Annotated in this window: 20 protein-coding genes and 1 riboswitch; of the genes, 14 read left to right on the top strand and 6 right to left on the bottom strand. The window is 72.3% G+C overall.

Features of this window, described 5'->3' with window-relative positions:
* The first annotated feature begins 147 nt into the window (after positions 1-147).
* The 5 genes from ACFYU0_RS32400 (at position 148) to ACFYU0_RS32380 (ending at position 4,703) form a co-directional block, all read left to right on the top strand.
* Positions 148-669, top strand: a complete 522-nt coding sequence (locus tag ACFYU0_RS32400) for a DUF1453 domain-containing protein (protein ID WP_389305834.1) — start codon at positions 148-150, stop codon at positions 667-669.
* Positions 666-1,817: a sensor histidine kinase gene (locus ACFYU0_RS32395; RefSeq protein WP_389305832.1), complete on the top strand. Its 1,152-nt coding sequence runs from the start codon at positions 666-668 to the stop codon at positions 1,815-1,817. Before ACFYU0_RS32400 ends, ACFYU0_RS32395 begins: the two co-directional genes overlap by 4 nt.
* Positions 1,814-2,491, top strand: coding sequence for a response regulator (locus ACFYU0_RS32390; RefSeq protein ID WP_389305830.1), 678 nt, complete (start codon positions 1,814-1,816; stop codon positions 2,489-2,491). Before ACFYU0_RS32395 ends, ACFYU0_RS32390 begins: the two co-directional genes overlap by 4 nt.
* Before the next feature lie 167 nt (positions 2,492-2,658).
* Positions 2,659-3,114 carry a DUF485 domain-containing protein gene (locus ACFYU0_RS32385; RefSeq protein ID WP_389305828.1) on the top strand — a complete coding sequence of 152 codons (456 nt, stop codon included), beginning with the start codon at positions 2,659-2,661 and terminating at the stop codon, positions 3,112-3,114.
* On the top strand, positions 3,111-4,703 hold the full coding sequence (locus ACFYU0_RS32380) for a cation acetate symporter (protein ID WP_389305826.1): 1,593 nt from the start codon (positions 3,111-3,113) through the stop codon (positions 4,701-4,703). The genes ACFYU0_RS32385 and ACFYU0_RS32380 overlap by 4 nt, the downstream gene beginning before the upstream one ends.
* Before the next feature lie 72 nt (positions 4,704-4,775).
* On the opposite strand, the gene ACFYU0_RS32375 is transcribed toward ACFYU0_RS32380, so the two are convergent.
* Complete coding sequence (locus ACFYU0_RS32375) at positions 4,776-5,468, bottom strand: response regulator (RefSeq protein WP_351669568.1); 693 nt, start codon at positions 5,466-5,468, stop codon at positions 4,776-4,778.
* Positions 5,469-5,626: 158 nt separating this feature from the next.
* On the opposite strand from ACFYU0_RS32375, the gene ACFYU0_RS32370 reads away from it, so the two are divergent.
* From ACFYU0_RS32370 to ACFYU0_RS32360, 3 genes are all read left to right on the top strand, one after another.
* On the top strand, positions 5,627-6,442 hold the full coding sequence (locus tag ACFYU0_RS32370) for an ABC transporter ATP-binding protein (RefSeq protein ID WP_389305823.1): 816 nt from the start codon (positions 5,627-5,629) through the stop codon (positions 6,440-6,442).
* Positions 6,432-7,295 (top strand): ABC transporter permease, encoded by an 864-nt coding sequence (locus ACFYU0_RS32365; RefSeq protein ID WP_389305821.1) that lies wholly within the window; start codon positions 6,432-6,434, stop codon positions 7,293-7,295. The genes ACFYU0_RS32370 and ACFYU0_RS32365 overlap by 11 nt, the downstream gene beginning before the upstream one ends.
* A 98-nt stretch (positions 7,296-7,393) precedes the next feature.
* Entirely contained in the window at positions 7,394-8,449 is a 1,056-nt protein-coding gene (locus tag ACFYU0_RS32360) for an ABC transporter substrate-binding protein (protein WP_351669562.1), read from the top strand.
* A gap of 18 nt (positions 8,450-8,467) precedes the next feature.
* Here ACFYU0_RS32360 and ACFYU0_RS32355 read toward each other — a convergent pair whose 3' ends face one another.
* From ACFYU0_RS32355 to ACFYU0_RS32340, 4 genes are all read right to left on the bottom strand, one after another.
* Positions 8,468-9,148 carry a response regulator gene (locus tag ACFYU0_RS32355; protein WP_389305818.1) on the bottom strand — a complete coding sequence of 227 codons (681 nt, stop codon included), beginning with the start codon at positions 9,146-9,148 and terminating at the stop codon, positions 8,468-8,470.
* The gene (locus ACFYU0_RS32350) at positions 9,145-10,839 is read right to left on the bottom strand and encodes an ATP-binding protein (RefSeq protein WP_389305816.1); all 1,695 of its coding nucleotides are present in this window, start codon (positions 10,837-10,839) and stop codon (positions 9,145-9,147) included. The genes ACFYU0_RS32355 and ACFYU0_RS32350 overlap by 4 nt, the downstream gene beginning before the upstream one ends.
* A gap of 99 nt (positions 10,840-10,938) precedes the next feature.
* A complete protein-coding gene (locus ACFYU0_RS32345) occupies positions 10,939-11,880 on the bottom strand; it encodes a sucrase ferredoxin (RefSeq protein WP_389305814.1) in 942 nt (313 codons plus the stop codon).
* A gap of 126 nt (positions 11,881-12,006) precedes the next feature.
* The gene (locus tag ACFYU0_RS32340; protein ID WP_389305812.1) at positions 12,007-13,266 is read right to left on the bottom strand and encodes a citrate/2-methylcitrate synthase; all 1,260 of its coding nucleotides are present in this window, start codon (positions 13,264-13,266) and stop codon (positions 12,007-12,009) included.
* 114 nt (positions 13,267-13,380) lie between these two features.
* On the opposite strand from ACFYU0_RS32340, the gene ACFYU0_RS32335 reads away from it, so the two are divergent.
* Complete coding sequence (locus tag ACFYU0_RS32335) at positions 13,381-14,544, top strand: citrate synthase/methylcitrate synthase (protein WP_389305810.1); 1,164 nt, start codon at positions 13,381-13,383, stop codon at positions 14,542-14,544.
* Between the two features lie 165 nt (positions 14,545-14,709).
* Positions 14,710-15,789 carry a CobW family GTP-binding protein gene (locus tag ACFYU0_RS32330; RefSeq protein WP_389305808.1) on the top strand — a complete coding sequence of 360 codons (1,080 nt, stop codon included), beginning with the start codon at positions 14,710-14,712 and terminating at the stop codon, positions 15,787-15,789.
* A gap of 27 nt (positions 15,790-15,816) precedes the next feature.
* Here the strand turns inward: ACFYU0_RS32330 and ACFYU0_RS32325 are convergent, their stop codons facing one another.
* Positions 15,817-18,273 carry a DNA topoisomerase (ATP-hydrolyzing) subunit A gene (locus ACFYU0_RS32325; protein WP_389305806.1) on the bottom strand — a complete coding sequence of 819 codons (2,457 nt, stop codon included), beginning with the start codon at positions 18,271-18,273 and terminating at the stop codon, positions 15,817-15,819.
* A gap of 295 nt (positions 18,274-18,568) precedes the next feature.
* Between ACFYU0_RS32325 and ACFYU0_RS32320 the strand changes: the two genes are divergently transcribed.
* The 4 genes from ACFYU0_RS32320 to ACFYU0_RS32305 all read left to right on the top strand — a co-directional run bounded on the left by ACFYU0_RS32320 (position 18,569) and on the right by ACFYU0_RS32305 (position 23,419).
* Positions 18,569-19,963, top strand: a complete 1,395-nt coding sequence (locus ACFYU0_RS32320; protein ID WP_351669546.1) for a pitrilysin family protein — start codon at positions 18,569-18,571, stop codon at positions 19,961-19,963.
* Positions 19,960-21,348 (top strand): M16 family metallopeptidase, encoded by a 1,389-nt coding sequence (locus tag ACFYU0_RS32315; RefSeq protein WP_389305804.1) that lies wholly within the window; start codon positions 19,960-19,962, stop codon positions 21,346-21,348. The genes ACFYU0_RS32320 and ACFYU0_RS32315 overlap by 4 nt, the downstream gene beginning before the upstream one ends.
* Before the next feature lie 245 nt (positions 21,349-21,593).
* Positions 21,594-21,757, top strand: a riboswitch (cyclic di-AMP (ydaO/yuaA leader).
* A 12-nt stretch (positions 21,758-21,769) separates the two neighbouring features.
* The gene (locus ACFYU0_RS32310) at positions 21,770-22,525 is read left to right on the top strand and encodes a M23 family metallopeptidase (protein WP_351669542.1); all 756 of its coding nucleotides are present in this window, start codon (positions 21,770-21,772) and stop codon (positions 22,523-22,525) included.
* 198 nt (positions 22,526-22,723) lie between these two features.
* Positions 22,724-23,419, top strand: a complete 696-nt coding sequence (locus ACFYU0_RS32305) for a GntR family transcriptional regulator (protein ID WP_351669540.1) — start codon at positions 22,724-22,726, stop codon at positions 23,417-23,419.
* Positions 23,420-23,544 lie beyond the last annotated feature (125 nt).

Genomic DNA, 23,544 nt, shown 5'->3' with positions numbered 1-23,544 from the left:
CTCCACCCGTGGGTGGAGGGAGTCCGGTCTCGTGATTCCACCCGAGATCCACCTCCGCTCCGATCTTCCGGCCGGCGGGTTTCCGTAGCTTCGATGGTGTCGGCGGCGCCTGCTCCCGACAGCACCTTCTCGCTCGCGGAGGCAGTGATGCCGGGGTTCGTCAATGCGCTGGTGATCGTGGCCGTCGCCGTCGTGGTCATCGTGCGGCAGTCCCGCGCCCGTGCGATCGGCACGGGCCGGCGCTGGTGGCTGCTGCCCGTGATCCTCGCGGTGGTGGCGCTGCGGGAACCCGGCATACTCGACGGCCACCACCCCACAGCCTCGGCCGTCCTCCTCGCCGTCGAACTGCTCATCGGCGTGGTCACGGGCGCCGGCTGGGCCTGGACCACGCGGATCTGGACGGCGCCGGACGGCGTCGTGTGGACCCGGAGCACCGAGGCGAGTGCCGTCGTCTGGATCGTCGGCATAGCCCTGCGAGCCGGCGTCTTCGCCCTCGGCGCCGCATCGGGTGTGCACCAGGACAGTTCCGCGCTGCTGCTGGGCCTCGCCGGCACGCTGCTGGTGCGCGCCGGGATCCTGGCCTGGCGGGCGCAGTCCCTCGGCGCCTCGCGTCAGCCGGCCCCCGCGTACGGTGACGACATGCGGCTCGCGTGGAAGGAGCGCGCGTGACGGAGAACGCTCTGACCCGCTGGCCGACCCGGGAGGCGCTCGGCCGGGCGAACACCAGCCGGCCCCGGCGGATGCTCGCCCGGGTGGTCAGGTTCCTGGTCCTCGCCCTGCTGCTGTGGGGCGCCTTCAACCAGAGACACGTCGGCATCTGGGGCGCGCTCGCGGCCGCGGCGGGAGTGCTGCTGGCCGGCCTCGTCTCCTGGGCGTTCTTCCACACCACCTATGAGCACCGGCTGGTGCCGTCGCTCCTCCTCATGGCGATGCTGCTCGGCATCGCGGTCGCGGCCGAGGCCACCGGGTTCAGAGGGCCGGCCCTGGTGATCTGGTGCGGTTGCGGAGTCTCCGCCCTGGAGCGGCTGCCCCTGGGGGCCGCGCTGCCCGTGACGTCCGTGGCACTGGCCTCGTTCTCCGCCTTCAACAACGACGTGTGGCTCACCACGGCCGCCACCGTGGCGGGCATGGCCCTCGCGGGATACGTGCTGCGGCTCGACGCGGAGGCCCGGGGCGGGGCACAGCGGCTGCTCGCCCAGGAGCGCGCCGCCCGCGCCGCCGAGGCGGAATCGGCGGCGCTGGCCGAACGGTCGAGGATCGCCCGGGAGATCCACGACGTGCTCGCGCACAGCCTCTCGGCGCAACTGGTGCACCTGGAGGCCGCCCGGCTGCTGATCGAGCGCGGCGCGGACCGGGACCAGATCCTGGAGCGGGTGGTGGCCGCCCGGGGGATGGCCCGCGACGGACTGGCCGAGACCCGGCAGGCGCTGAGCGCGCTGCGTGGCGAGCTGACCCCGCTGGAGGACTTCCTGAGCGGACTCGTCAGTGCGGCCGACGGCGCCGATGTCACCGTCACGGGTGAGCGCAGACCTCTGCCGGCCGAGGCGTCGCAGGCAGTGCGGCGGGTCGCGCAGGAAGCGCTGACGAACGTCCGCAAGCACGCCCAGGGCGCCAAGGTGCAACTCAGGCTCGACTACGGAGAGCACGAAGTGACCTTGGGGGTGAGGGACTCGGGCGGCCGTCCGGGCGAACTCACGGTCTCCGGCGGCGGGTACGGTCTGCGGGGGATGCGGGAGCGCGCCGAGCTGCTGGGCGGTTCGCTCGACGCGGGGCCGGACGAGGAAGGGTTCATGGTGACGCTGAAGGTGCCGGTATGACGGAGGGGGCGGGGGAGAGGAAGCCCGCGCGGGTCGTGGTCGCCGACGACCAGACGGTGGTCCGGGAAGGCATCGTGATGCTGCTGGGGCTGCTGCCCGGTCTGGAAGTGGTGGGATCCGCCGGAGACGGCGAGGAGGCGGTGCGGCTGGTCGCCGAACTCGCGCCGGACGTGGTGCTGATGGATCTGCGGATGCCGCGCTGCGACGGAGTGGAGGCCACGCGCCGTATCCGCTCGGAGTACCCGGGGACCCAGGTGGTGGTGCTCACCACCTTCGGGGACGACGAGTCGCTGTTCCCCGCGCTGCACGCGGGAGCCCGCGGCTATCTCACCAAGGACGCGGGCGGCGACGAGATCGTGCGGGCCGTGGAGAGCGTGCTGTCGGGAGAGGCGGGACTCGCGCCCAGCGTCCAGCGGCGCCTGCTGGAGAGACTGGCGGAGCCCCCGCCGGCACCCGCCGTCACCGAGGCGCCCGACGGTCTGACCGCGCGGGAGGCCGAGGTCCTGGTGCTGATCGCCGAGGGGCTGAGCAACCAGGAGATCGCCCGTCGGCTGTGTGTCTCCACGGCGACCGTGAAGACACACATCAACAATCTGTTCGCCAAGACGGGCCTCAAGGACCGGGCGCAGGCGGTGCGTTACGCCTACGCCAAGGGGCTGGTGCGGCCTCCGTGAATTGGGTCACCTGATGGGGTGAAGCGTCCTGGGAAGAGAAGTCACAGATGTTCCCGGTCTGTCCATCCTTGGGTATGCAGTCAAGCGACGGTCGGGCCCGGGAAGCCGGGGACGCTGCCGGGAGTTCGGTCGGCCATCACGATGACCACGGCCCGGCCTCCCGCGAGGTGAGTTACGAGGACCCCTGGTACGACGCCCTGGCCTCCGGCTGGGGCGAAGCGGGCGGCGCCGGCACGCCGGCCCGGACCGTACCGGCCGCGCGCGGGGAGGGGGACGTCGCGGCGGTCCGTGCCCGCGATGTGTACCTCGAGGTGCAGCGCAGCGAGGCCTTCCAGGAGGTGCGCGGCCGGTACCGGAGGTTCGTGGTGCCGGGTGTCGCCGTCTTCCTCGCCTGGTACGTGGGGTACGTGGTCGCCGCGACGACGGCTCCCGGGCTCATGGCCAGGCCGGTGGTGGGAGCCGTGAACGTGGGGATGCTGGCCGGGCTCAGCCAGTTCCTCAGCACCTTCCTGCTCACCTGGGGCTACGCCCGGCACGCTCGGCTGCGCAGGGACCGGCTCGCGCTGGAACTGCGCTGGGACACACAAGAACTGACCCGTGGAGCCCGGGGAGGCGCCTCGTGACCGGTGAGCACCAGACACTGGCACTGCTGCTGTTCATCGGCTTCGTGGCCGTCACCCTGGCCATCACGACCTGGGTGAGCCGCAGACGGCACGGCTCCGCCGAGGAGTTCTACGCCGGCGGGCGGTTGTTCTCCCCGATGGAGAACGGTTTCGCGGTCTCGGGCGACTACGTGTCGGCCGCCTCCTTCCTCGGGGTCACCGGGCTCATCGCGCTGTACGGATACGACGGGCTGCTGTACGGGGTGGGCTTCCTCGTGGCGTGGCTGGTCGTGCTGTTCCTGGTGGCGGAACTGGTGCGCAACTGCGGGAGGTTCACACTCGCCGACGTGGTGGCAGCGCGGATGAGCGAGCGGCCGGTGCGGATCGCGGCGGGGACCGCCTCGGTCACGGTGTCCGTCCTGTACCTGGTGGCCCAGATGGTCGGCGCCGGCAGCCTGGTGGCGCTGCTGCTGGGGCGCACGAGCGCGACGGCGCAGGCGTGGACGGTCATCGGGGTCGGCGCTCTCATGGTGACCTATGTGTCGCTGGGCGGGATGCGGGCCACCACCTGGATCCAGATCGTGAAGGCGGTCCTGCTGCTCTGCGGGACGGTCGTGCTGACCGTGCTGGTGCTGGTGCGCTTCCACGGCGACCTGGACCGGCTGCTGGTCACGGCGGCCGAACGCAGCGGCCACGGCGACGCGTTCCTGGCGCCGGGGCTGAAGTACGGCGGGAGCTGGACCGCCCGCCTCGACTTCATCAGCCTGGGCCTCGCCCTGGTGCTGGGCACGGCGGGGCTGCCGCACATCCTCTCCCGCTTCTACACCGTGCCCACCGCGCGGGCCGCCCGGCGCTCCGCGGTCTGGTCCATCGGCCTGATCGGCGGCTTCTACCTGATGGCGATCGTGCTCGGCTTCGGGGCCGCCGCCGTGGTGGGCCCGGAGGCCCTGCGCCGCTCCAACGCGGCCGGGAACACGGCGATGCCCCTGCTCGCCCTCGATCTCGGCGGAGGCGTCGGCTCCACGGGCGGGACGGTGCTGTTCGCGGTGGTCGCCGCCGTCGCCTTCGCGACGATCCTCGCGGTGGTCGCCGGGATCACCCTCGCGTCCTCGTCCTCCGTGGCCCACGATCTGTACGCGTCGCTGCGGCGTCCGCAGTCCAAGGTGCGCGGCGAGGTCGCGGTGGCCCGCGTCGCGGCCGTGGGCATCGGCATCGTCGCGATCGGGCTCGGCCTGCTGGCCCGCGATCTGAACGTCGCCTTCCTCGTCGGTCTGGCCTTCGCCGTGGCCGCGTCGGCGAACCTGCCGGCGCTCGTGTACTCGCTGTTCTGGCGTGCCTTCACCACTCGCGGCGCGGTGTGGGCCGTATACGGCGGACTGGTCCCCGCTCTCGTGCTGGTGCTGCTGTCCCCGGTGGTGTCCGGCAGTCCGGGTTCGCTGTTCCCGGACATCGACCTGCAGTACTTCCCGCTGCAGAACCCGGGCATCGTCTCCATCCCGCTGGGCTTCCTGGCCGGCTGGCTGGGCACGGTCACCTCGGACGAGGTCGCCGACGAGGGAAAGTTCGCCGAGACCGAGGTGCGGTCGTTGACCGGCGCGGGCGCCGTGTAGCGACGCGAGGACAGGGCACGGGCGCACCGTGTGGGGGCGCGGTGCGGCGTGGTGACCGGTGGGCGCCGGTGCTCAGGGCGCCACCCACGCGTACTTGTGCTCGGGGCGGCCGGTGTCGCCGTACTTCAGGGAGAGGCTGAGGCGGCCGGCCTGTTCCAGGTGGCGGAGGTAGCGCTGGGCCGTGGAGCGGCTCAGGCCGGTGCGCGCCGCCACCTCGTGCGCGGACAGCGGCTGGCCGGCGCCGTGTAGCACGTCGCAGATGAGGTCCGTGGTGGGCTCCGAGTGGCCGCTGGGCAGGCCCGGCGTGGACGGTGCGGGGGAGGTGCGCAGCGCGCCGAAGATCCGGTCGACCTGCTCCTGGCCCGTGAGCCCCCGGCCGCCGACCCGGTCGACGGTGCGGCGCAGGGCCGCGTAGGAGTCCAGGCGGGTGCGCAGGGCGGCGAAGGTGAAGGGCTTGACCAGGTAGTGCAGGGCGCCCAGACGCATGGCCTGCTGGACGGTCGTGACATCGCCGGCCGCCGTGATCATGATGACGTCGGTGCCGTGTCCCTGCTCCCGCATCCGGTGCACGAGTTCGAGACCCGTCTGGTCGGGCAGGTAGTGGTCGAGCAGTACCAGGTCGACGGCGGCGCGCTCGAGGGCGGCCAGAGCCTGCGCGGCGCTGTGCGCGCGGGCGGCCACCCGGAAACCGGGAACCTTCGCCACGTACTTGGCGTTTATCTCTGCGACGCGGAAGTCGTCGTCCACGACCAGGACGTCAATCATCGGGCCTTCCCTCCAAGGCCGGCGAGCGTTAAGCCCGTGTTTCGGCTCCGCAGTTGTAACGCGAGCAAAATGAGCACAACAGGTGCTTGCGAGCAAAAGAACGGCATGTGCTCACAAGACTGCTGCTGTGGCCGGGGCCACATCTACCGTCCCGGGCCATGAGCACAGACACCAGCCCAGCCATCGAGCTACGGGGCGCGAGCAAAACCTTCAGGACCCCGTCGGGGGGTCTGCACACGGCCGTGCGCGGCCTGGACCTCACCGTGCGGCGCGGCGAGTTCGTGGCCGTCGTCGGCCCGACCGGCTGCGGGAAGTCCACCACGCTGACGCTGGTCAGCGGCCTGGAGGAGCCCACCGAGGGCGAGGTGCTGGTGGCCGGGGAGCCGGTCGACGGCGTCGGTGACAAGGTCGGCTTCGTCTTCCAGCAGGACGCCACCTTCCCCTGGCGGACCGTGCTGTCCAACGTGATGGCGGGTCCCCGCTTCCGGGGCGTGCCCAAGGCGGAGGCGAAGGAGAAGGCCCGCGCGTGGCTGGCCCGGGTCGGTCTCGCGGCGTTCGAGGACCGCTATCCGCACCAGCTCTCCGGCGGCCAGCGCAAGCGCGTCGCCCTCGCCGCCACCTTCGTCAACGACCCCGAGATCCTGCTGATGGACGAGCCGTTCTCGGCGCTCGACGTGCAGACCCGTGCGCTGATGTCGGACGAGCTGCTGGAGCTGTGGGAGGGCACGGGCGCCTCGGTCGTCTTCGTCACCCACGACCTCGAGGAGTCCATCGCGCTGGCCGACAGGGTCGTCGTCATGACCGCCGGGCCCGCGACCGTGAAGCAGGTCTTCGACATCGATCTGCCGAGGCCGCGCAAGGTCGAGTCGGTACGGCTGGAGCCGCGGTTCATCGAGATCTACCGCGAGATCTGGGAGTCCCTCGGCGAAGAGGTCCGCATCACCCGGGAAAGGGGTGCCGCGAATGTCGCCTGAGGTTCTCAGCACGCCGGTCGTCGACACGGTGAAGGTTCCGGGCCGCGCGGAGTCACGGGCCCAGGCGGCCCGCAGACGCAAGGTGGTCGTCACCGCCGCGCGGGTGCTCCTGCTGGTGGTCGTGCTCGGTCTGTGGGAGGCGCTGTCCCGCGCCGAGGTCATCGATCCGTTCAACTTCTCGATGCCTTCTAAGATCTGGGACCAGATCAGCACCTGGGTCCTGCACGGGACCGCGCAGGGCTCCCTGGGCGAGCAGATCTGGTACACGCTGCACGAGGCGCTGCTCGGCTGGTGCATCGGCGTCGTCGCCGGTGTCGTGTTCGGTATCGCCCTGGGGCGGATCGCCTTCCTCGCCGATGTCCTCGGCCCTTACATCAAGGTCCTCAACTCCCTTCCCCGGATCGTCCTGGCTCCGATCTTCGTGATCTGGTTCGGCCTGGGTCCCGCGTCCAAGGTCGCGTCGGCCGTGGTGCTGGTGTTCTTCCCGGTGTTCTTCAACGCCTTCCAGGGCGCCCGCGAGGTCGACCGCAACCTGGTCGCCAACGCCAGGATCCTCGGCGCCAGCGACCGCAAGGTGACGCTTCAGGTGGTCGTCCCGTCGGCCACCTCCTGGATCTTCACCAGTCTCCACGTCAGCTTCGGCTTCGCCCTCATCGGCGCCATCGTCGGCGAGTACATCGGCGCCACGAAGGGCATCGGCCTGCTCGTCGCCGCGTCCCAGGGCACCTTCAACGCCGCCGGCGTCTACGCCGCGATGGTGATCCTCGCGGTCGTCGCGCTCGTCGCCGAGGGCCTGCTGACCTTCGCCGAACGCCGCATCTTCCGGTGGAAGCCGGCGAACTCCGACCACTGAGTCCCGGCCGCCCGGCGCCGTCGGGCAGCCGGGGCGCTCCGAGCCGCCCCCCTTCACCGCACCGCACGCACCGCACACTCACAAGGACGTGAACCTCCATGCGCAAGACCGCCAGATACGCCTCGCTCGCCGTCTCCGGCCTGCTCGCCCTCTCCTCGCTCACCGCCTGCGCCAACGACGCGGCGAGCAGCACCTCGTCCGGCGGCGGCAAGGGTGACGGCAAGGGCACGAAGGTCAAGATCATGGTCGGTGGCCTGGACAAGGTCATCTACATGCCGGCCATGCTCACCCAGCGCCTCGGCTACTTCGACTCCGAGGGCCTCGACGTGGAGCTGCTGAGCGAGCCCGCCGGCGTCCAGGCCGAGACCGCGCTCGTCTCCGGCCAGGTCCAGGGCGCCGTCGGCTTCTACGACCACACCCTCGACCTGCAGACGAAGGGCAAGGCCGTGGAGTCCGTCGTGCAGTTCTCGCACGCCCCCGGCGAGGTGGAGGTCGTCGCGAGCAAGAAGGCGGGGGACATCGGCTCGCCGAAGGACTTCAAGGGCAGGAAGCTGGGCGTCACCGGCCTCGGCTCCTCGACCGACTTCCTCACCAAGTACCTCGCGGTCAAGAACGGCGTGGACGTCAGCGAGTTCACCCCGGTCGCCGTGGGCGCCGGCCCGACGTTCATCGCGGCGCTGCAGCAGGGCTCGATCGACGCCGGCATGACGACGGACCCGACCGTCGCCACCATCCTGGACAAGAAGGCCGGGAAGATCCTCCTCGACATGCGCACCCCCGAGGGCTCCCAGGAGGCGCTGGGCGGGCCGTACCCGTCGTCCAGTCTGTACATGCAGACGGACTGGGTGAACGGGCACAAGGAGACCGTCCAAAAGCTGGCCAACGCCTTCGTCAAGACGCTCAAGTGGATGGCCGGCCACAGCGCCTCGGAGATCGCCGCCAAGATGCCGGCCGACTACTCGCAGGGCGACAAGGCGCTCTACGCGGAGGCGATCAAGAGCACGCTGCCGATGTTCACCAAGGACGGCGTGATGCCGGCGAACGGCCCCGAGACCGTGGAGAAGGTCCTCAAGGCGTTCAACCCCAACATCAAGAACGCCAAGGTGGACCTGAAGAAGACGTACACCACCGAGTTCGTCGAGGCCGCCAAGTAGCGTCCGAGACATGCCCGCTCAGGCGCGGGTCGCCCACACGTAACGGTGTTCCGGGCGGCCCGCGTCGCCGTATCTCAGGGTCAGCCGGGCCCGTCCGGTCCGCTCCAGGAGCTTGAGATAGCGCTGGGCGGTCTGCCGGCTCACACCGGTGAGCTCGGCGATCTCCTGCGCCGACAGGGCGCCTTCGGCCTGCATCAGGGCCCGGCGCACCAGGTCGGCGGTGGTGGGGGAGTGCCCCTTGGGCAGCCCGGGCTCCGACGGCGCGGACAGGGCGCCGAAGATGCGGTCCACCTCGGCCTGTTCCGCCTCGCCGCCGCCGTCCAGCGTCCGGCGCAGCACGGCGTACGCCTCCAGCTTGGCCCGCAGTCCGGCGAACGCGAAGGGCTTCACCAGGTACTGCAGCGCGCCGTGCCGCATGGCCGCCTGGACGGTCGAGACGTCACGCGCGGCCGTCACCATGATGACGTCGGTCTGATGGCCGCGCCGGCGCATCTCCTGGACCACCGCGAGCCCGGTGTCGTCGGGCAGGTAGTGGTCCATGAGGACCAGGTCGAGCCGGGGCAGCGCGTCGAGCAGGCGCAGCGCCTCGGCCGCGTTGTGCGCCTCGCCGGCCACGTGGAAACCGGGCACCTTCTCCACGTAGGCGGCGTTGACCCGGGCGACGCGGGCGTCGTCGTCCACGACCAGGACCTCGATCACCGTGCCTCCTCCCCGCCGGGGGCCGGCATAGGGGACGCGTCGGGTGCGGCGAGCGCGGGTTCCTGGTCCGGCGCGCCCAGCGCGTCGGTGAGCGCCTCCGGCAGTACGACGGTGAACTCCGCGCCGCCGCCGTCCGCCGTGCCCACCGTCGCGCCGCCGCCCTGCCGTTCGGCGAGCCGGCGCACCAGCGGAAGTCCCAGGCCCCGCTTGCCGTGTGCGGGTGGCTTCTTGGTGGACCAGCCGTCCGTGAAGACGAGTTCCCGCTGGTCCGCCGGGATGCCGGGCCCGGTGTCGCGTACCCGCAGCACGACCGTACGGCCCTCGGTGCGCAACTCGACCTCCACGCGCGCGTGGAGGGTGCCCGCGACCGCGTCCAGCGCGTTGTCCACCAGGTTGCCGACGACCGTCACGAGTCCTCGCGGGTCGACGAGCCGGTCGGGGAGCCGGGTGCGCTCCGACACCCACAGGGCGACCCCGCGTTCGGCGGCGACGGTCGCCTTGCCCACCAGCAGGGCGGCCAGCAGCGGGTCCTGGATCTTCTCCGTGACCTGCTCGGCGGTGACCCGGTGGTCGCCGACGACCTCGCCGACGAACTCCACGGCGTCGTCGTACATCTCGAGTTCCAGCAGACCGAGCAGGGTGTGCATGCGGTTGGCGTGCTCGTGGTCCTGCGCGCGCAGCGCGTCGATCAGACCACGGGTGGAGTCGAGTTCACGGCCGAGCTGCTCCAGCTCGGTGCGGTCGCGCAGGGTGGCCACGGCGCCCCCGTCGTCGGTGGGCATGCGGTTGGCGACCAGGACCCGCTGCCCGCGCACGGTCAGCAGGTCGGTGCCGGTCACCCGGCCGGCCAGGACGTCAGCGGTGCGGCCCTCGCCCAGCGCCTCGTCCGGCGACTTGCCGACGGCCTCGTCGCCGAGGCCCAGCAGCCGCCGGGCCTCGTCGTTCAGCAGCCGGACACGGCCGGCGCGGTCGAGCGCGACCACGCCCTCCCGGATGCCGTGCAGCATCGCCTCGCGCTCGGCGAGCAGCGCGGAGATGTCGGAGAAGGCCAGGTCCCTGGTCTGCCGCTGCACCCGGCGGGAGATCAGCCAGGCGGCCAGCGCGCCCACCGCGAGGGCCCCGCCCGCGTACGCGAACAGCCCCGGTATCGCGGCAAGCAGCCGGGCGCGCACGCTGTCGTACGCGATGCCGACCGACACGGCCCCGATGATCCGGTGACGGGCGTCGTACAGCGGCACCTTCCCGCGTGCGGAGCGGCCCAGGGTGCCCTTGTCGATCTCCATGACGTCCCTGCCGCCCAGCGCGTCACTGGGATCGGTGGAGACGGGCCGGCCGATCTCCCCGGGGGTGGGGTGCGACCAGCGCACCCAGTGGAGGTCCAGCACCACGATGTACTCGGCGTTCGTGGCGTGCCGGATCCGCTCGGCCTCCCGCTGCACCGGGCCGTTCCTGCTCGGCGGGGTGGTCAGCACGCCCTCGGCGATCTCCGGGTCCTGCGCCGTGGTCTGCGCGATGGCCAGTGCCCGGCGCATGGCCTCCTGGTCCAGCTGTTTGCTCAGCGGCGCCAGGAACAGCCCCGTCGCGAGCACCGCGACTCCCGCGGCGATCGCCACCTGCATCAGCAGCACCTGCGAGAACACCCGCCGGGGCAGACCGAGGCGCAGACGGCGTGCGGGGGGAGTGGGGCTCATACCGATGACGGTACGTGGGAGCCCCGGCCCGGCCCCAGCCGGTGTGGCGGGGATCTCCCGGCCGGCGCCGGACGAGGGGCGGGGGCCGGACCGCCGGGGTCAGCTCGCCATCGCCGTCTTCCGCACTTCGCGCACCGCGACCACGTCCATGCGCGCCGGCGCGCCGAGCACCGAGGCGCCGCAGCTCTCCGGGCGCGGCGGCAGGGACGCGCCCTGTGCCACCGAGACGCGCCAGCGGCGGCCGTCGGCATGGGCGACGGTCACCTCCCAGCGGGGCGCCCGGCCCTCGGTCCGCACGACGCTCAGCGCGCCGGCCCGGCGCACCCCCGCCACCGAGCGCACGGCCAGTTCGGCGGCCTGGCCGGGCCGCTCCCAGGCCGAGCAGCCGCGGCAGCCCTCCAGCACCACGCGCCCCTCCCGGACGCCGTGCAGGGCCGCCTCGACCGTGTGCGCCGCCACCCGGCCGTAGGCGTAGCCGTACGGCAGCACGAGCACTGTCGGCGAGAAGCGGTGACCACCCAGATGGGTGACCTCCCAGACGCCCCGCACACCGGAGGCGGCCAGCTCGGCGGCCAGTGGACGGCCGAGGAGGGCGCAGCAGCGGTCGCGCTTGCCGTTGGTGCAGACGAGCGCGAGCGGATCGCCGGTGTGCGGCTCGCCGCCGAGCGCCGCGCCGAAGGAGCGGTGGTCGCCGGCGCCGAGAGCGGCGAAGTCGAGGTCGAGCAGACTGCGCGGGTCGCACGTGGTGGCGCTGTGCAGCCACACGTTCCCGGGCACGGTGTGGGCCGCGTACACCTGCCGGGGCTCGGGGGTGCCCGGGTCGGCGTGCCGGCCGGGGCGCCGGACGAGGGCGACGCGGACGCCGGTTCCCTCGGCGGCGGCCTCCAGGGCGCGGCCGACAGCGGGGTCGAGGTGACTCGAAGTGAGCGCCTTCGCGCCCCACGGCCCGGACTGCTCCAGCAGCAGCCACGTCGTCGCCGTGGCCGCCGTGGCGGAAACGGGCTCGTCCAGGTCCTGGGAGACGGTCGCGCACCTACTCACAGAGGTGAGCCTAACCTGACTCCGTAGGGGGCGACTTCCGGCCGGGCCCGTGCCGCTCCCACGGCGGCACGGTCAGCCGTGCCGCGGCGGCGCGGACACCTGGCCGCGGCCGCCGCGCGGACGGCTTCACTCCGGCAGGGGCTGCGGGGGACGCGGGCCGACGTAGTGACCGCTCGGGCGCATGCGCAGCGGGCGTTCGCCGTACTCCTCCAGCGCGTGGGCGATCCAGCCCGCCGTGCGGGCGACGGCGAAGACGGTCTCCCCGGCGGAGGCGGGCATGCCGCAGGACGCGGTGAACACCGCGAGCGCCAGGTCCACGTTGGCGTGCAGCGGGGCGTGCCGGGCCGTCGTGGCGACGACGTCGCGGGCCGCCAGGAGCGCGGACTCCGCGTGCGGCACCTGCTCCAGGAGGCCGAACAGCACGCGCGCGCGGGGGTCTTCGCCGGAGTAGAGCCGGTGGCCCAGCCCGGGGACGCGCCGTCCCGCCCGCAGCTCGTCCGCGATCACGGGGACCGCGGTGCCCTGGTCCAGCACGTCGAGCAGCATCCGGTGGGCCAGGCCGCTGGCGGCGCCGTGCAGCGGGCCCTCCAGGACGCCGAGCCCGGCCGAGACGGCCGCGTACGCGTGCGCGCGGGCCGAGGCGGCGACCCGGACGGCGAGCGTGGAGGCGGCCAGGTCGTGGTCGGCGAGCAGGGCCAGGGCGGTGTCCAGGACGCGCAGCGAGGCCTCGTCGGCGCGGCGGCCGGTCAGCCGGGCCCACAGGCGGTGGGCCAGCGGACCGTCGTCCTCGTGGTCGTGCCGGACGGGCGGCAGCGCGGCCACGAGCGTGGGGATGAGGATGCGACCGGTACCGAGCACCGTCTCCTCGCAGAGGTCGAAACGCAGCGGGTCCTCGGCCGCCGCTGCGATGGCCGCCACCCGTAGCCGGTCGGCCGGGGAGGTGTGCTCCGGCAGGGCGTTCACGGCGCGGCGGGCGACCTCGACGGTCCCCTCCGGCGCGGTGAAGGTCGTGCCCGGGGTCATCCGGCCCGTCCACAGCCACTCCGCGACCTCCTCGTAGGAGTGGCGCGTGGCGAGTTCCGTGGCGTCGACGCCGCGGAAGTAGTAGCGATCGTCCTCGATGAGGGTGATGCGGGTCCGTACGGACAGGTCGCCCCCGGAGCCCGGACTCCCCGCGGCTTCCCGGCGGTTGCGCCGGGCGAGGGCCTCGACCTCCTTCGCGTCGAAGGTGCTGGCGCGGCCGCCGGGCTCCCGCCTGCTGCTGAGCAGGCCGCGGCTCACGTAGGCATAGACCGTCTCCGGCTTCACCCCGAGCAGTTCGGCGGTCTCCCGGGTGCTCAGCCTCCGCCCGGGCCGCCGGTCGGGAGCGGTTTCGTGATCGCGCATGGGGGCCACCGTAACCGTCGCTCCACATCTTGATGGGCTGACATTGACTCGATCAACGTTGACAGTCCATGAGTCAAGCATGGACAGTCGGATCAAGTCCAGGAGGGAGACACCATGTCCGTCAACAGGACCGCACCCCGGGTCGAGGTGCCGCGTGGCCTCGCGGGGGTCGTCGTCACCGACACCCGCGTCGGAGACGTCCGGGGGATCGAAGGCTTCTACCACTACCGGCAGTACTCGGCCGTCGAACTCGCGTGCACCCGCGGCTTCGAGGACGTCTGGCACCTTTTGGTGCACGGGACCCTGCCGGAGCCCGGGCGCGCCGCGTCCTTCGCCGCCGGGACCGCGGGGCTGCGCCGGCTGCCCGATGAGGTCCGCGCGGCCCTTCCCGCGATCGCCGCGGCCGGGCGCGACTCCGGGCCGCTGGCCGGCCTGCGCACCGCGCTGTCCCTGCTGGGCGCCGCGCGGGGGTTCCGTCCGGTCTACGACACGGACCCGGACCAGCGCCGCGCCGACACCGTGGCCGCCTGCGCGGCCGTGCCCACGCTGCTCACCGCGCTGTACCGGCTCGGGCGGGGCCTCGAACCCGTGGAGCCCCGCGAGGACCTGTCGTACGCGGCCAACTACCTCTACATGCTCACAGGCGAGGAGCCCGACCCGCGGCGGGCCCGTGCGGTCGAGCAATACCTGCTCTCGACCATTGACCACGGATTCAACGCGTCGACATTCACCGCGCGGGTCATCGCGTCCACCGGCGCCGACGTCGCAGCCTGTCTGACCGGAGCCGTGGGCGCCCTGTCCGGGCCGCTGCACGGCGGGGCGCCGAGCCGTGCGCTCGACACCCTGGACGCGATCGGAACACCGGACCGGGCCGACGCATGGATCAGGGAGCGGGTGCTCGCCGGTGACCGCGTCATGGGCTTCGGCCACGCCGTCTACCGCACGGAGGACCCGCGTTCGCGGATGCTGCGGGAGATCGCCCTCGGCTTCGGCGGCCCGCGCGTCGAACTGGCCGTCGAGGTCGAACGGCACGTCGAGGCGGTCCTCGCCGAGCTGAAGCCGGGCCGTGAACTGCACACCAACGTCGAGTACTACGCGGGCGTGGTCATGGAACTGTGCGGCCTGCCCCGGGAGATGTTCACCCCCACCTTCGCGGCGGCCCGGGTGGTGGGCTGGAGCGCCAACATCCTGGAACAGGCGGCGGACCCGAAGATCATCCGTCCGGTGGCACGCTACGTGGGCCCGGAGCCGCCGGTCGCGGTGCCACCCGCGGCCTGAGGCGACGAGGAGCCGCCCCCCCCGCGCGGCGTCCCGGCGCGTCCCGGCGCGTTCCGGCTCGCTCGTATCCTGGTGTCGCAGTCGATGCCCGAAAAGATGCCCGCCATCCCGTCCGCGCACCCGGCGGCGAGCCGGTGTGCGCGTCCGTGTGAGAGAGGTCGCCCGTTGGGGAACAGCCCGGCGAACAGCCGCAGTCCGCAGATCCCGGTGGTCGTGCTCGCCGGTTTCCTGGGCTCGGGGAAGACCACGCTGCTCAACCACCTGCTGCACCACAGCGGAGGCAGCCGCATCGGGGCGATCGTCAACGACTTCGGCGCCATCGAGATCGACGCGATGGCGGTGGCCGGCGCCCTCGGCGACTCCACCGTCTCGCTCGGCAACGGCTGTCTGTGCTGTGCCGTCGACGCGAGCGAACTCGACGTCTACCTGGACCGGCTCGCCGCCCCCGCCGCGGGCGTCGACGTCATCGTCATCGAGGCCAGCGGACTCGCCGAGCCCCAGGAACTGGTGCGCATGGTGCTGGCCAGCGAGCACCCGGGGATCGTCTACGGCGGCCTCGTCGAGGTCGTGGACGCCGCCGAATTCGACGACACCCGCACCAGGCACCCCGAGATCGACCGGCATCTCGCCCTGGCCGACCTGGTCGTGGTCAACAAGCTGGACCGGGCGCCGGACGCCGACCGCGTGCTCGCGCTCGTCCGCTCGCTCGCCGGCCGTGCCGCGGTCCTCCCCGCCACCTACGGCCGCGTCGACCCGGAGTTCCTCTTCGACTGCCGGCCGAGCGAAGAGCGCATCGGCCAGCTCTCCTTCGACGACCTGCACGAGCACCGCGAGGACGGCCACGACCACGCCGGCCACCTGCACACCGGCTACGACAGCCTCTCCTTCACCTCGGCGCCGCCCATGGACCCCCGCCGGCTGATGAGCTTCCTGGACAGCCGCCCCGAGGGGCTGTACCGGATCAAGGGATACGTCGACTTCGGGCCGTACGACACCCGCAACCGGTACGCCGTGCACGCCGTCGGCCGGTTCCTGCGCTTCCGGCCCGAGCCCTGGCCGCCCGCCGGTCCGCGCCGCACCCAGCTCGTGCTGATCGGCTCCGGCATCGACGCCGACGCCCTCCACAAGGAGCTGCAGGCGTGCGGCGACGACGCCCCGCACGCCGACGAGCACGGCATGTGGGGCGTCCTGCGCTTCGTGCCCGGCTCCGAGGAGGAACCGGGCACGGAGACGTACGAGGGGTAGCGCCCCCAGGGCGTGCGGCCGGGCGTCCTACGACACCGGTCCCGCGACCACCGCCACCGTCTTCGGCAGCGAGGTGCCCGAGCCGTCGCGGCGCGGGTCCGGCTCCGGGAGCGTCACCGGGGTGCCGTTCTTCTGCGCGGCCCGCGCCGGGACGGGGCCCGCCCAGGCCAGGGACAGGCAGTCCTCGCCCTTCAGGAACCGCTGGCAGCGCACGCCGCCGGTGGCGCGGCCCTTGCGCGGGTACTGGTCGAACGGGGTCAGCTTGGCCGTCGTCTGCACCGAGTCGTCCAGCGTGCCGCGCGAGCCCGCCACCGTGAAGACCGCGGCGTCGGCGGCCGGGTCGACCGCGGTGAAGGAGATGACCTTGGCGCCCTCGGTCAGCTTGATGCCGGCGATACCGCCGGCCGGGCGGCCCTGCGGGCGGACGATGGACGCCTGGAAGCGCAGCAGCTGCGCGTCGTCCGTGATGAACACCAGGTCCTCCTCGCCGGTGCGCAGCTCCACCGCGCCGACGATCCGGTCGCCCTCCTTGAGCGTGATGACCTCCAACTCGTCCTTGTTGGACGGGTAGTCGGGCACCACGCGCTTGACGACACCCTGCACCGTGCCGAGCGCCAGGCCGGGCGACGACTCGTCCAGCGTGGTCAGGCAGACCACCGTCTCGTCGTCCTCGAGGGACACGAACTCCGCGAGCGGCGCCCCGCCGGACAGGTTCGCCGTCGCCGCCTCGGGGAGCTGCGGAAGGTCGACGACGTTGATCCGCAGCAGCCGGCCCGCCGAGGTGACCGCGCCGATCTCGCCGCGCGCGGTCGCCGGGACCACCGAGAGGATCACGTCGTGCTTCACGCGCTTGACGCCGGCCGACTCGGCGAACGGCTGGTCGGTCGCCGTGCGGGCCAGCAGGCCCGTCGAGGACAGCAGCACCCGGCACGGGTCGTCGGCGACCTGGAGCGGCACGGCGGCCACCGGCGCGCCCCCGGACTCCAGCAGCACCGTGCGCCGGTCGGCGCCGAACTTCTTCGACACGGCGGCCAGTTCGGCCGAGACCAGCTTGCGCAGCTCCGCGTCCGAGTCCAGGATCCGGGTCAGCTCCTCGATCTCCGCGGTGAGCTTGTCCTTCTCCGCCTCCAGCTCGATGCGGTCGTACTTGGTGAGCCGGCGCAGCGGCGTGTCGAGGATGTACTGCGTCTGGACGTCGCTCAGCGAGAACCGCTCCATCAGGCGCTGCTTGGCCTGCGCGGAGTTCTCGCTGGACCGGATCAGCCGGATGACCTCGTCGATGTCGACCAGGGCGGTGAGCAGGCCCTCGACCAGGTGGAGCCGGTCGCGCTTCTTGCCGCGGCGGAACTCGCTGCGCCGGCGGACCACGTCGAAGCGGTGGTCGAGGTAGACCTCCAGCAGCTCCTTCAGGCCCAGCGTGAGCGGCTGGCCGTCGACCAGGGCGACGTTGTTGATGCCGAAGGACTCCTCCATCGGCGTCAGCTTGTAGAGCTGCTCCAGGATCGCCTCCGGCACGAAGCCGTTCTTGATCTCGATGACCAGGCGCAGCCCGTGCTCACGGTCGGTGAGGTCCTTGACGTCGGCGATGCCCTGGACCTTCTTGGAGTTGACCAGGTCCTTGATCTTGGCGATGACCTTCTCGGGGCCGACCGCGAAGGGCAGCTCGGTGACGACCAGGCCCTTGCGGCGGGCGGTCACCGTCTCGACGCTGACCGTCGCCCGGATCTTGAACGTGCCGCGTCCGGACGCGTACGCGTCGCGGATGCCGTCCAGGCCGACGATCCGGCCGCCGGTGGGCAGGTCGGGTCCGGGGACGTGCTTCATCAGCGCGTCCAGGTCCGCGTTCGGGTGCCTGATCAGATGGCGGGCCGCCGCCACGACCTCGCGCAGATTGTGCGGCGGCATGTTCGTCGCCATACCCACCGCGATGCCCGAGGAGCCGTTGACCAGCAGGTTCGGGAAGGCGGCGGGCAGCGCCACCGGCTCCTGCTCCTGGCCGTCGTAGTTCGGCGCGAAGTCGACCGTGTCCTCGTCGATCGACTCGGTCATCAGGCTCGTCGCCTCGGTCATGCGGCACTCGGTGTACCGCATGGCGGCCGGCGGGTCGTCGTTGCCCAGCGAGCCGAAGTTGCCGTGGCCGTCGACCAGCGGGACGCGCATCGAGAACGGCTGCGCCATGCGCACCAGGGCGTCGTAGATCGACGAGTCGCCGTGCGGGTGCAGCTTGCCCATGACCTCGCCGACGACGCGGGCGCACTTCACGTAGCTCCGGTCGGGGCGCAGGCCCATCTCGTTCATCTGGTAGACGATCCGGCGGTGCACGGGCTTGAGGCCGTCACGGGCGTCCGGCAGGGCGCGCGAGTAGATGACCGAGTACGCGTACTCGAGGTAGGAGCCACGCATCTCGTCCACGACGTCGATGTCGAGGATCCTCTCCTCGTACGAATCGTCGGGCGGCGGGGTCTTCGTGCTGCGGCGGGCCATCGCTGCCGGCTCCTCCAGATTTCTGTTCGCTCGGGGTTGACGGATCTGACGCGCACCATTGTGGACCGCGGCACTGACAAGCCGGGCCGCGACCCGGTCCCCCGCGGTCCGCCCCGGTGCCGGGAAGCCCTCCCACGGCACGCGGGACGCAGGCTACGCGATCCGCTGAGGTGATCCGCTGTGGGCGTACGTCCGGCGGGAACTTCGCCGAGGCTCCGCACGCTTGCATACAGTGGCAGGACCGGCAGGAAAACCGCGGTTTCCATCAACCGCCTCCGCTCGCGAAGGGACGTACATGCCCATGGGTCACACGACCACGGCCGAGGCAGGCTCCGGGGGCCTGACAGCGACCGAGCACCGGCTGGCCAACGGTCTGCGCGTGGTGCTCTCCGAGGACCACCTGACCCCGGTGGCGGCGGTCTGCCTGTGGTACGACGTCGGCTCCCGCCACGAAGTCAAGGGACGTACCGGCCTGGCTCACCTTTTCGAGCACCTGATGTTCCAGGGCTCCGGACAGGTGACGGGCAACGGCCACTTCGAACTGGTGCAGGGCGCCGGCGGCTCGCTGAACGGCACCACCAGCTTCGAGCGCACCAACTACTTCGAGACCATGCCCGCCCACCAGCTCGAGCTCGCCCTCTGGCTGGAGGCCGACCGCATGGGCTCCCTGCTGGCCGCCCTGGACGAGGAGTCCATGGAGAACCAGCGGGACGTCGTCAAGAACGAGCGCCGCCAGCGCTACGACAACGTCCCCTACGGCACCGCCTTCGAGAAGCTGACCGCCATGGTCTACCCGGAGGGCCACCCCTACCACCACACGCCGATCGGCTCGATGGCCGACCTGGACGCGGCCACCCTGGAGGACGCGCGCCAGTTCTTCCGGACGTACTACGCGCCCAACAACGCGGTGCTGTCCGTGGTCGGCGACATCGACCCGAAGCAGACCCTCGCCTGGGTCGAGAAGTACTTCGGCTCCATCCCCGGCCACGACGGCAAGCCCGCGCCCCGCGACGGCTCGCTGCCGGAGGTCATGGGCGGCCAGGTGCGCGAGGTCGTCGAGGAGGAGGTCCCGGCGCGCGCCCTGATGGCCGCCTACCGGCTCCCGCACGACGGCACGCGCGACGCGGACGCGGCCGACCTGGCCCTGACCGTGCTCGGCGGCGGCGAGTCCTCCCGGCTGTACAACCGGCTGGTGCGCCGCGACCGCACGGCCGTCGCGGCCGGCTTCGGCCTGCTCCGGCTGGCCGGCGCGCCCTCGCTCGGCTGGCTGGACGTGAAGACCTCCGGTGACGTCGAGGTGCCGGTGATCGAGGCCGCGATCGACGAGGAGCTGGCCCGGTTCGCCGAGGAGGGCCCCACGCCCGAGGAGATGGAACGCGCCCAGGCCCAGTTGGAGCGCGAATGGCTGGACCGGCTCGGCACGGTCGCCGGCCGCGCCGACGAACTGTGCCGGTTCGCCGTCCTGTTCGGAGACCCGCAGCTCGCCCTGACGGCCGTCGAGCGCGTGCTGGAGGTGACCCCCGAGCAGGTGCAGGAGGTCGCCAAGGCCCGCCTGCGTCCGGACAACCGCGCGGTCCTCGTGTACGAGCCGAAGTCCCCGGAGACCGTCGAGGACGCGGACGTCCCCGAGGACCCGGAGGCCGAAGCGACCGTCGAGGGCCGACACGACAACGAGGAGACGGCCAAGTGAGCGAGCTCGCCCCGATGGACTTCCACCCCCAGCCGCAGCCGGGCGAGGCCAGGCCCTGGGCGTTCCCGGCCCCCGAGCGCGGCACGCTGGACAACGGGCTGACCGTGCTGCGCTGCCACCGCCCCGGCCAGCAGGTCGTCGCCGTGGAGGTGCTGCTCGACGCGCCCCTGGACGCCGAGCCGACCGGCCTGGACGGCGTCGCCACGATCATGGCGCGGGCCTTCTCCGAGGGCACCGACAAGCACTCGGCCGAGGACTACGCCGCGGAGCTGGAGCGGGCAGGCGCCACGCTCGACGCGCACGCCGACCACCCGGGCGTCCGGCTCAGCCTCGAGGTGCCGGCCTCCCGGCTGGCCAAGGGCCTCGGTCTGCTCGCCGACGCCCTGCGCGCCCCCGCCTTCGCGGAGAGCGAGGTCGAGCGGCTGGTGCGCAACCGGCTGGACGAGATCCCGCACGAGCTGGCCAACCCCTCCCGGCGCGCCGCCAAGGAGCTCTCCAAGGAGCTGTTCCCGGCCACCGCGCGCATGTCGCGCCCGCGCCAGGGCACCGAGGAGACGGTCGAGAAGATCGACGCGGCCGCGGTCCGCGCCTTCTACGACCGTCATGTGCGTCCCGCGACGGCGACCGCGGTCGTGGTCGGCGACCTCACCGGCACCGATCTGGACGCCCTGCTCGCCGACACCCTGGGCGCCTGGTCCGGTACCCCCGGCGAGCCGCGCCCGGTGCCGCCGGTGACCGCCGACGACACCGGCCGTGTCGTCATCGTCGACCGCCCCGGCGCCGTCCAGACCCAGCTGCTCATCGGCCGGATCGGCCCCGACCGGCACGACCGGGTCTGGCCCGCCCAGGTGCTCGGCACCTACTGCCTCGGCGGCACGCTCACCTCCCGCCTGGACCGCGTGCTGCGCGAGGAGAAGGGTTACACCTACGGCGTGCGCGCCTTCGGGCAGGTCCTGCGGTCCGCTCCGGACGGCACCGGCGCCGCGATGCTCGCCATCAGCGGCTCCGTGGACACCCCGAACACCGGTCCGGCGCTCGACGACCTGTGGAAGGTGCTGCGCACCCTCGCCGCCGAGGGCCTGACCGACGCCGAGCGGGACGTCGCCGTGCAGAACCTGGTCGGGGTGGCGCCGCTGAAGTACGAGACCGCGGCGGCCGTCGCGAGCACCCTGGCCGACCAGGTCGAGCAGCACCTGCCCGACGACTTCCAGGCGACGCTGTATCAGCGGCTCGCGGCCACCGGCACGGTCGAGGCCACCGCGGCGGTCGTCAGCGCCTTCCCGGTGGACGGTCTGGTGACGGTCCTGGTCGGTGACGCGGCGCAGATCAAGGAGCCGGTGCAGGCGCTCGGCATCGGCGAAGTCACCGTGGTCGCCGCCGAGTAGCGGCCGGACGGCGCCACGCGCGCATGGGGACCTCGCGGCCGACGGGCCGTCAGGTCCCCATCGTGTGCGCGGTCCTTCGCGAAACAGGTGGGGCGCCCTTGTCCAGATGTCCGAATTGAGGCGGAGGTTGCCTGTCTGCCCTGTGGGATGCGCTACAAAAGCCCGGATCCGTTTGGGTGCCGGAGACCGGGCCGCTTAGCGTCATCCGGGCTGTCCGTCAGGCAGTGCGCCGCGCCCGCGGCACCGGACAGTCATCGCCGAGTCCCCGTACGGCGCGAGCCAGGGGAGCCGGGGACCCATCGCAGTCCCTGGGGTGAATCGGACGCCCGCGCGCGAGCGAGGGAGTCCGTAGGAGACCTTCCTGCTCCGAACCCGTCAGCTAACCCGGTAGGCGAGAGGGAAGGAAAGGACCAGCCACTTCATGGCGTTCATGTGCGCCTCCGGGAAGCACCGCAAGCCCGGCCGCGTCAAGCGCACCACCGCTCAGGCGGCGGGTGTCGCAGCCCTCACCACCACCGGCGTCATCGGCAGCCTCGCGGCCGCCCCGGCGTTCGCCGTGGAGAAGCCCGTCGAGCAGACCGGCCTCACGCCGGTGATCAGCGTGAGCGACCAGGTCGCCGAGCAGATCGACGAGCAGGCCGCCGCCCAGACGCAGGCCGCCGAGCGGCAGGCGGCCGAGGAGGCCGCCGTCAAGGCGGCCGCCGCCGAGGCGAAGAAGGAACGCGAGGCCGCGGCGCGCGCCGCCCGTGAGGCCGAGCGCAAGCGCCTGAACGCCTTCGTCGCCCCGATCGTGCACTCGTACGTCTCGACGGCGTACCAGGCCAGCAGCTCGCTGTGGTCGTCCGGCTCGCACACGGGCATCGACTTCCACGCCGCCAGCGGCACCTCCGTGCACGCGGTCGGCGCCGGCACCGTCGTCTCCACCGGCTGGGGCGGGGCGTACGGCAACCAGATCGTGATCCGGATGGCCGACGGCATGTACACCCAGTACGGCCACCTGTCCTCCATCGGCGTCACGGTGGGCCAGAAGGTGACCCCGGGCCAGCAGATCGGCCTGTCGGGCGCGACGGGCAACGTCACCGGCCCGCACCTCCACTTCGAGGCCCGTACGACGCCCGAGTACGGCTCGGACGTCGACCCCGTCGCCTACCTCCGCCAGCACGGCGTGCACGTCTGACGCCTCGCGCACGGACATCCGAAAGCCCCGGCTCACCGAGCCGGGGCTTTCGCCGTTCCCGGCGGTGTTCGCCGCTGTCCGGCCAAAAAATATTCATGGATTCCGGCCCGCCGTCGGAGATTCCGCTCCCTTGGAATAGAGTCACGAGTCAACGCGTCCATCGTCGGCGTTTCACGGGGATTAAGGCGGAGGTCGGTCATGCGTATTCCGGCGCATTCGGTGTGCACGGCGATCCGGGACGACATCGTCGCAGGCGTCCACGAGCGCGGCGGCCGGCTCACCGAGGAAGTCCTGGCCCGCCGCTACGGCGTCTCGCGCGTCCCCGTCCGCGAGGCCCTGCGCACCCTGGAGGCCGAGGGCTTCGTGGTGACCCGGCGGCACGCGGGCGCGTGCGTGGCCGAACCGACCGAGCAGGAGGCCGCCGACCTGCTGGAGATGCGCGTGCTCCTGGAGCCGCTCGGCGCCTTCCGGGCCGCCCAGCGGCGCACCGAGGCCCATCTGAAGGTGCTGCGCGGCCTGGTCAGGCTGGGGCAGGAGCGGGCCCGGCGGGGCGGCAGCGAGGATCTGCGCGCGCTGGGGGGCTGGTTCCACGAGACACTCGCCCAGGCCTGCGGCAGTCCCTCGCTGACGTCGATGCTGACCCAGCTCCGGCACAAGATCGCCTGGATGTACGCGGTGGCGGCCCCGCCGAGCCCGGTGGACTCCTGGACCGAGCACGGCGCGATCGTGGACGCGGTGGCGCGCGGCGACGGCGAACGCGCGCGTGCGCTCACGGCGCTGCACACCGAGCGCGCTACGGCCGCGCACCGATTGCGCTTTTCCGGCGGCGAGGGCCGCCCGGACCGTGTGAGGACTTCGCAACATGCCGTAAACATGTCGGGCCGGCGGCATTAACACGGGCACCGTATACAAAGAGGGGGGAATTCCGTGGCGCGGTATTTCCGCTGCCCGATTTCCCGCGCGCCTGGATTTCCGGAGAAACGGCGGAGCCGTGCCGCCCGGAAAAGGGCGGCACGGCT

Source organism: Streptomyces sp. NPDC003720 (assembly GCF_042875075.1).
Lineage (GTDB): Bacteria > Actinomycetota > Actinomycetes > Streptomycetales > Streptomycetaceae > Streptomyces.
The sequence above is the reverse complement of the archived record's forward strand: the minus strand, read 5'-3'. Positions and strand labels throughout refer to the sequence as shown.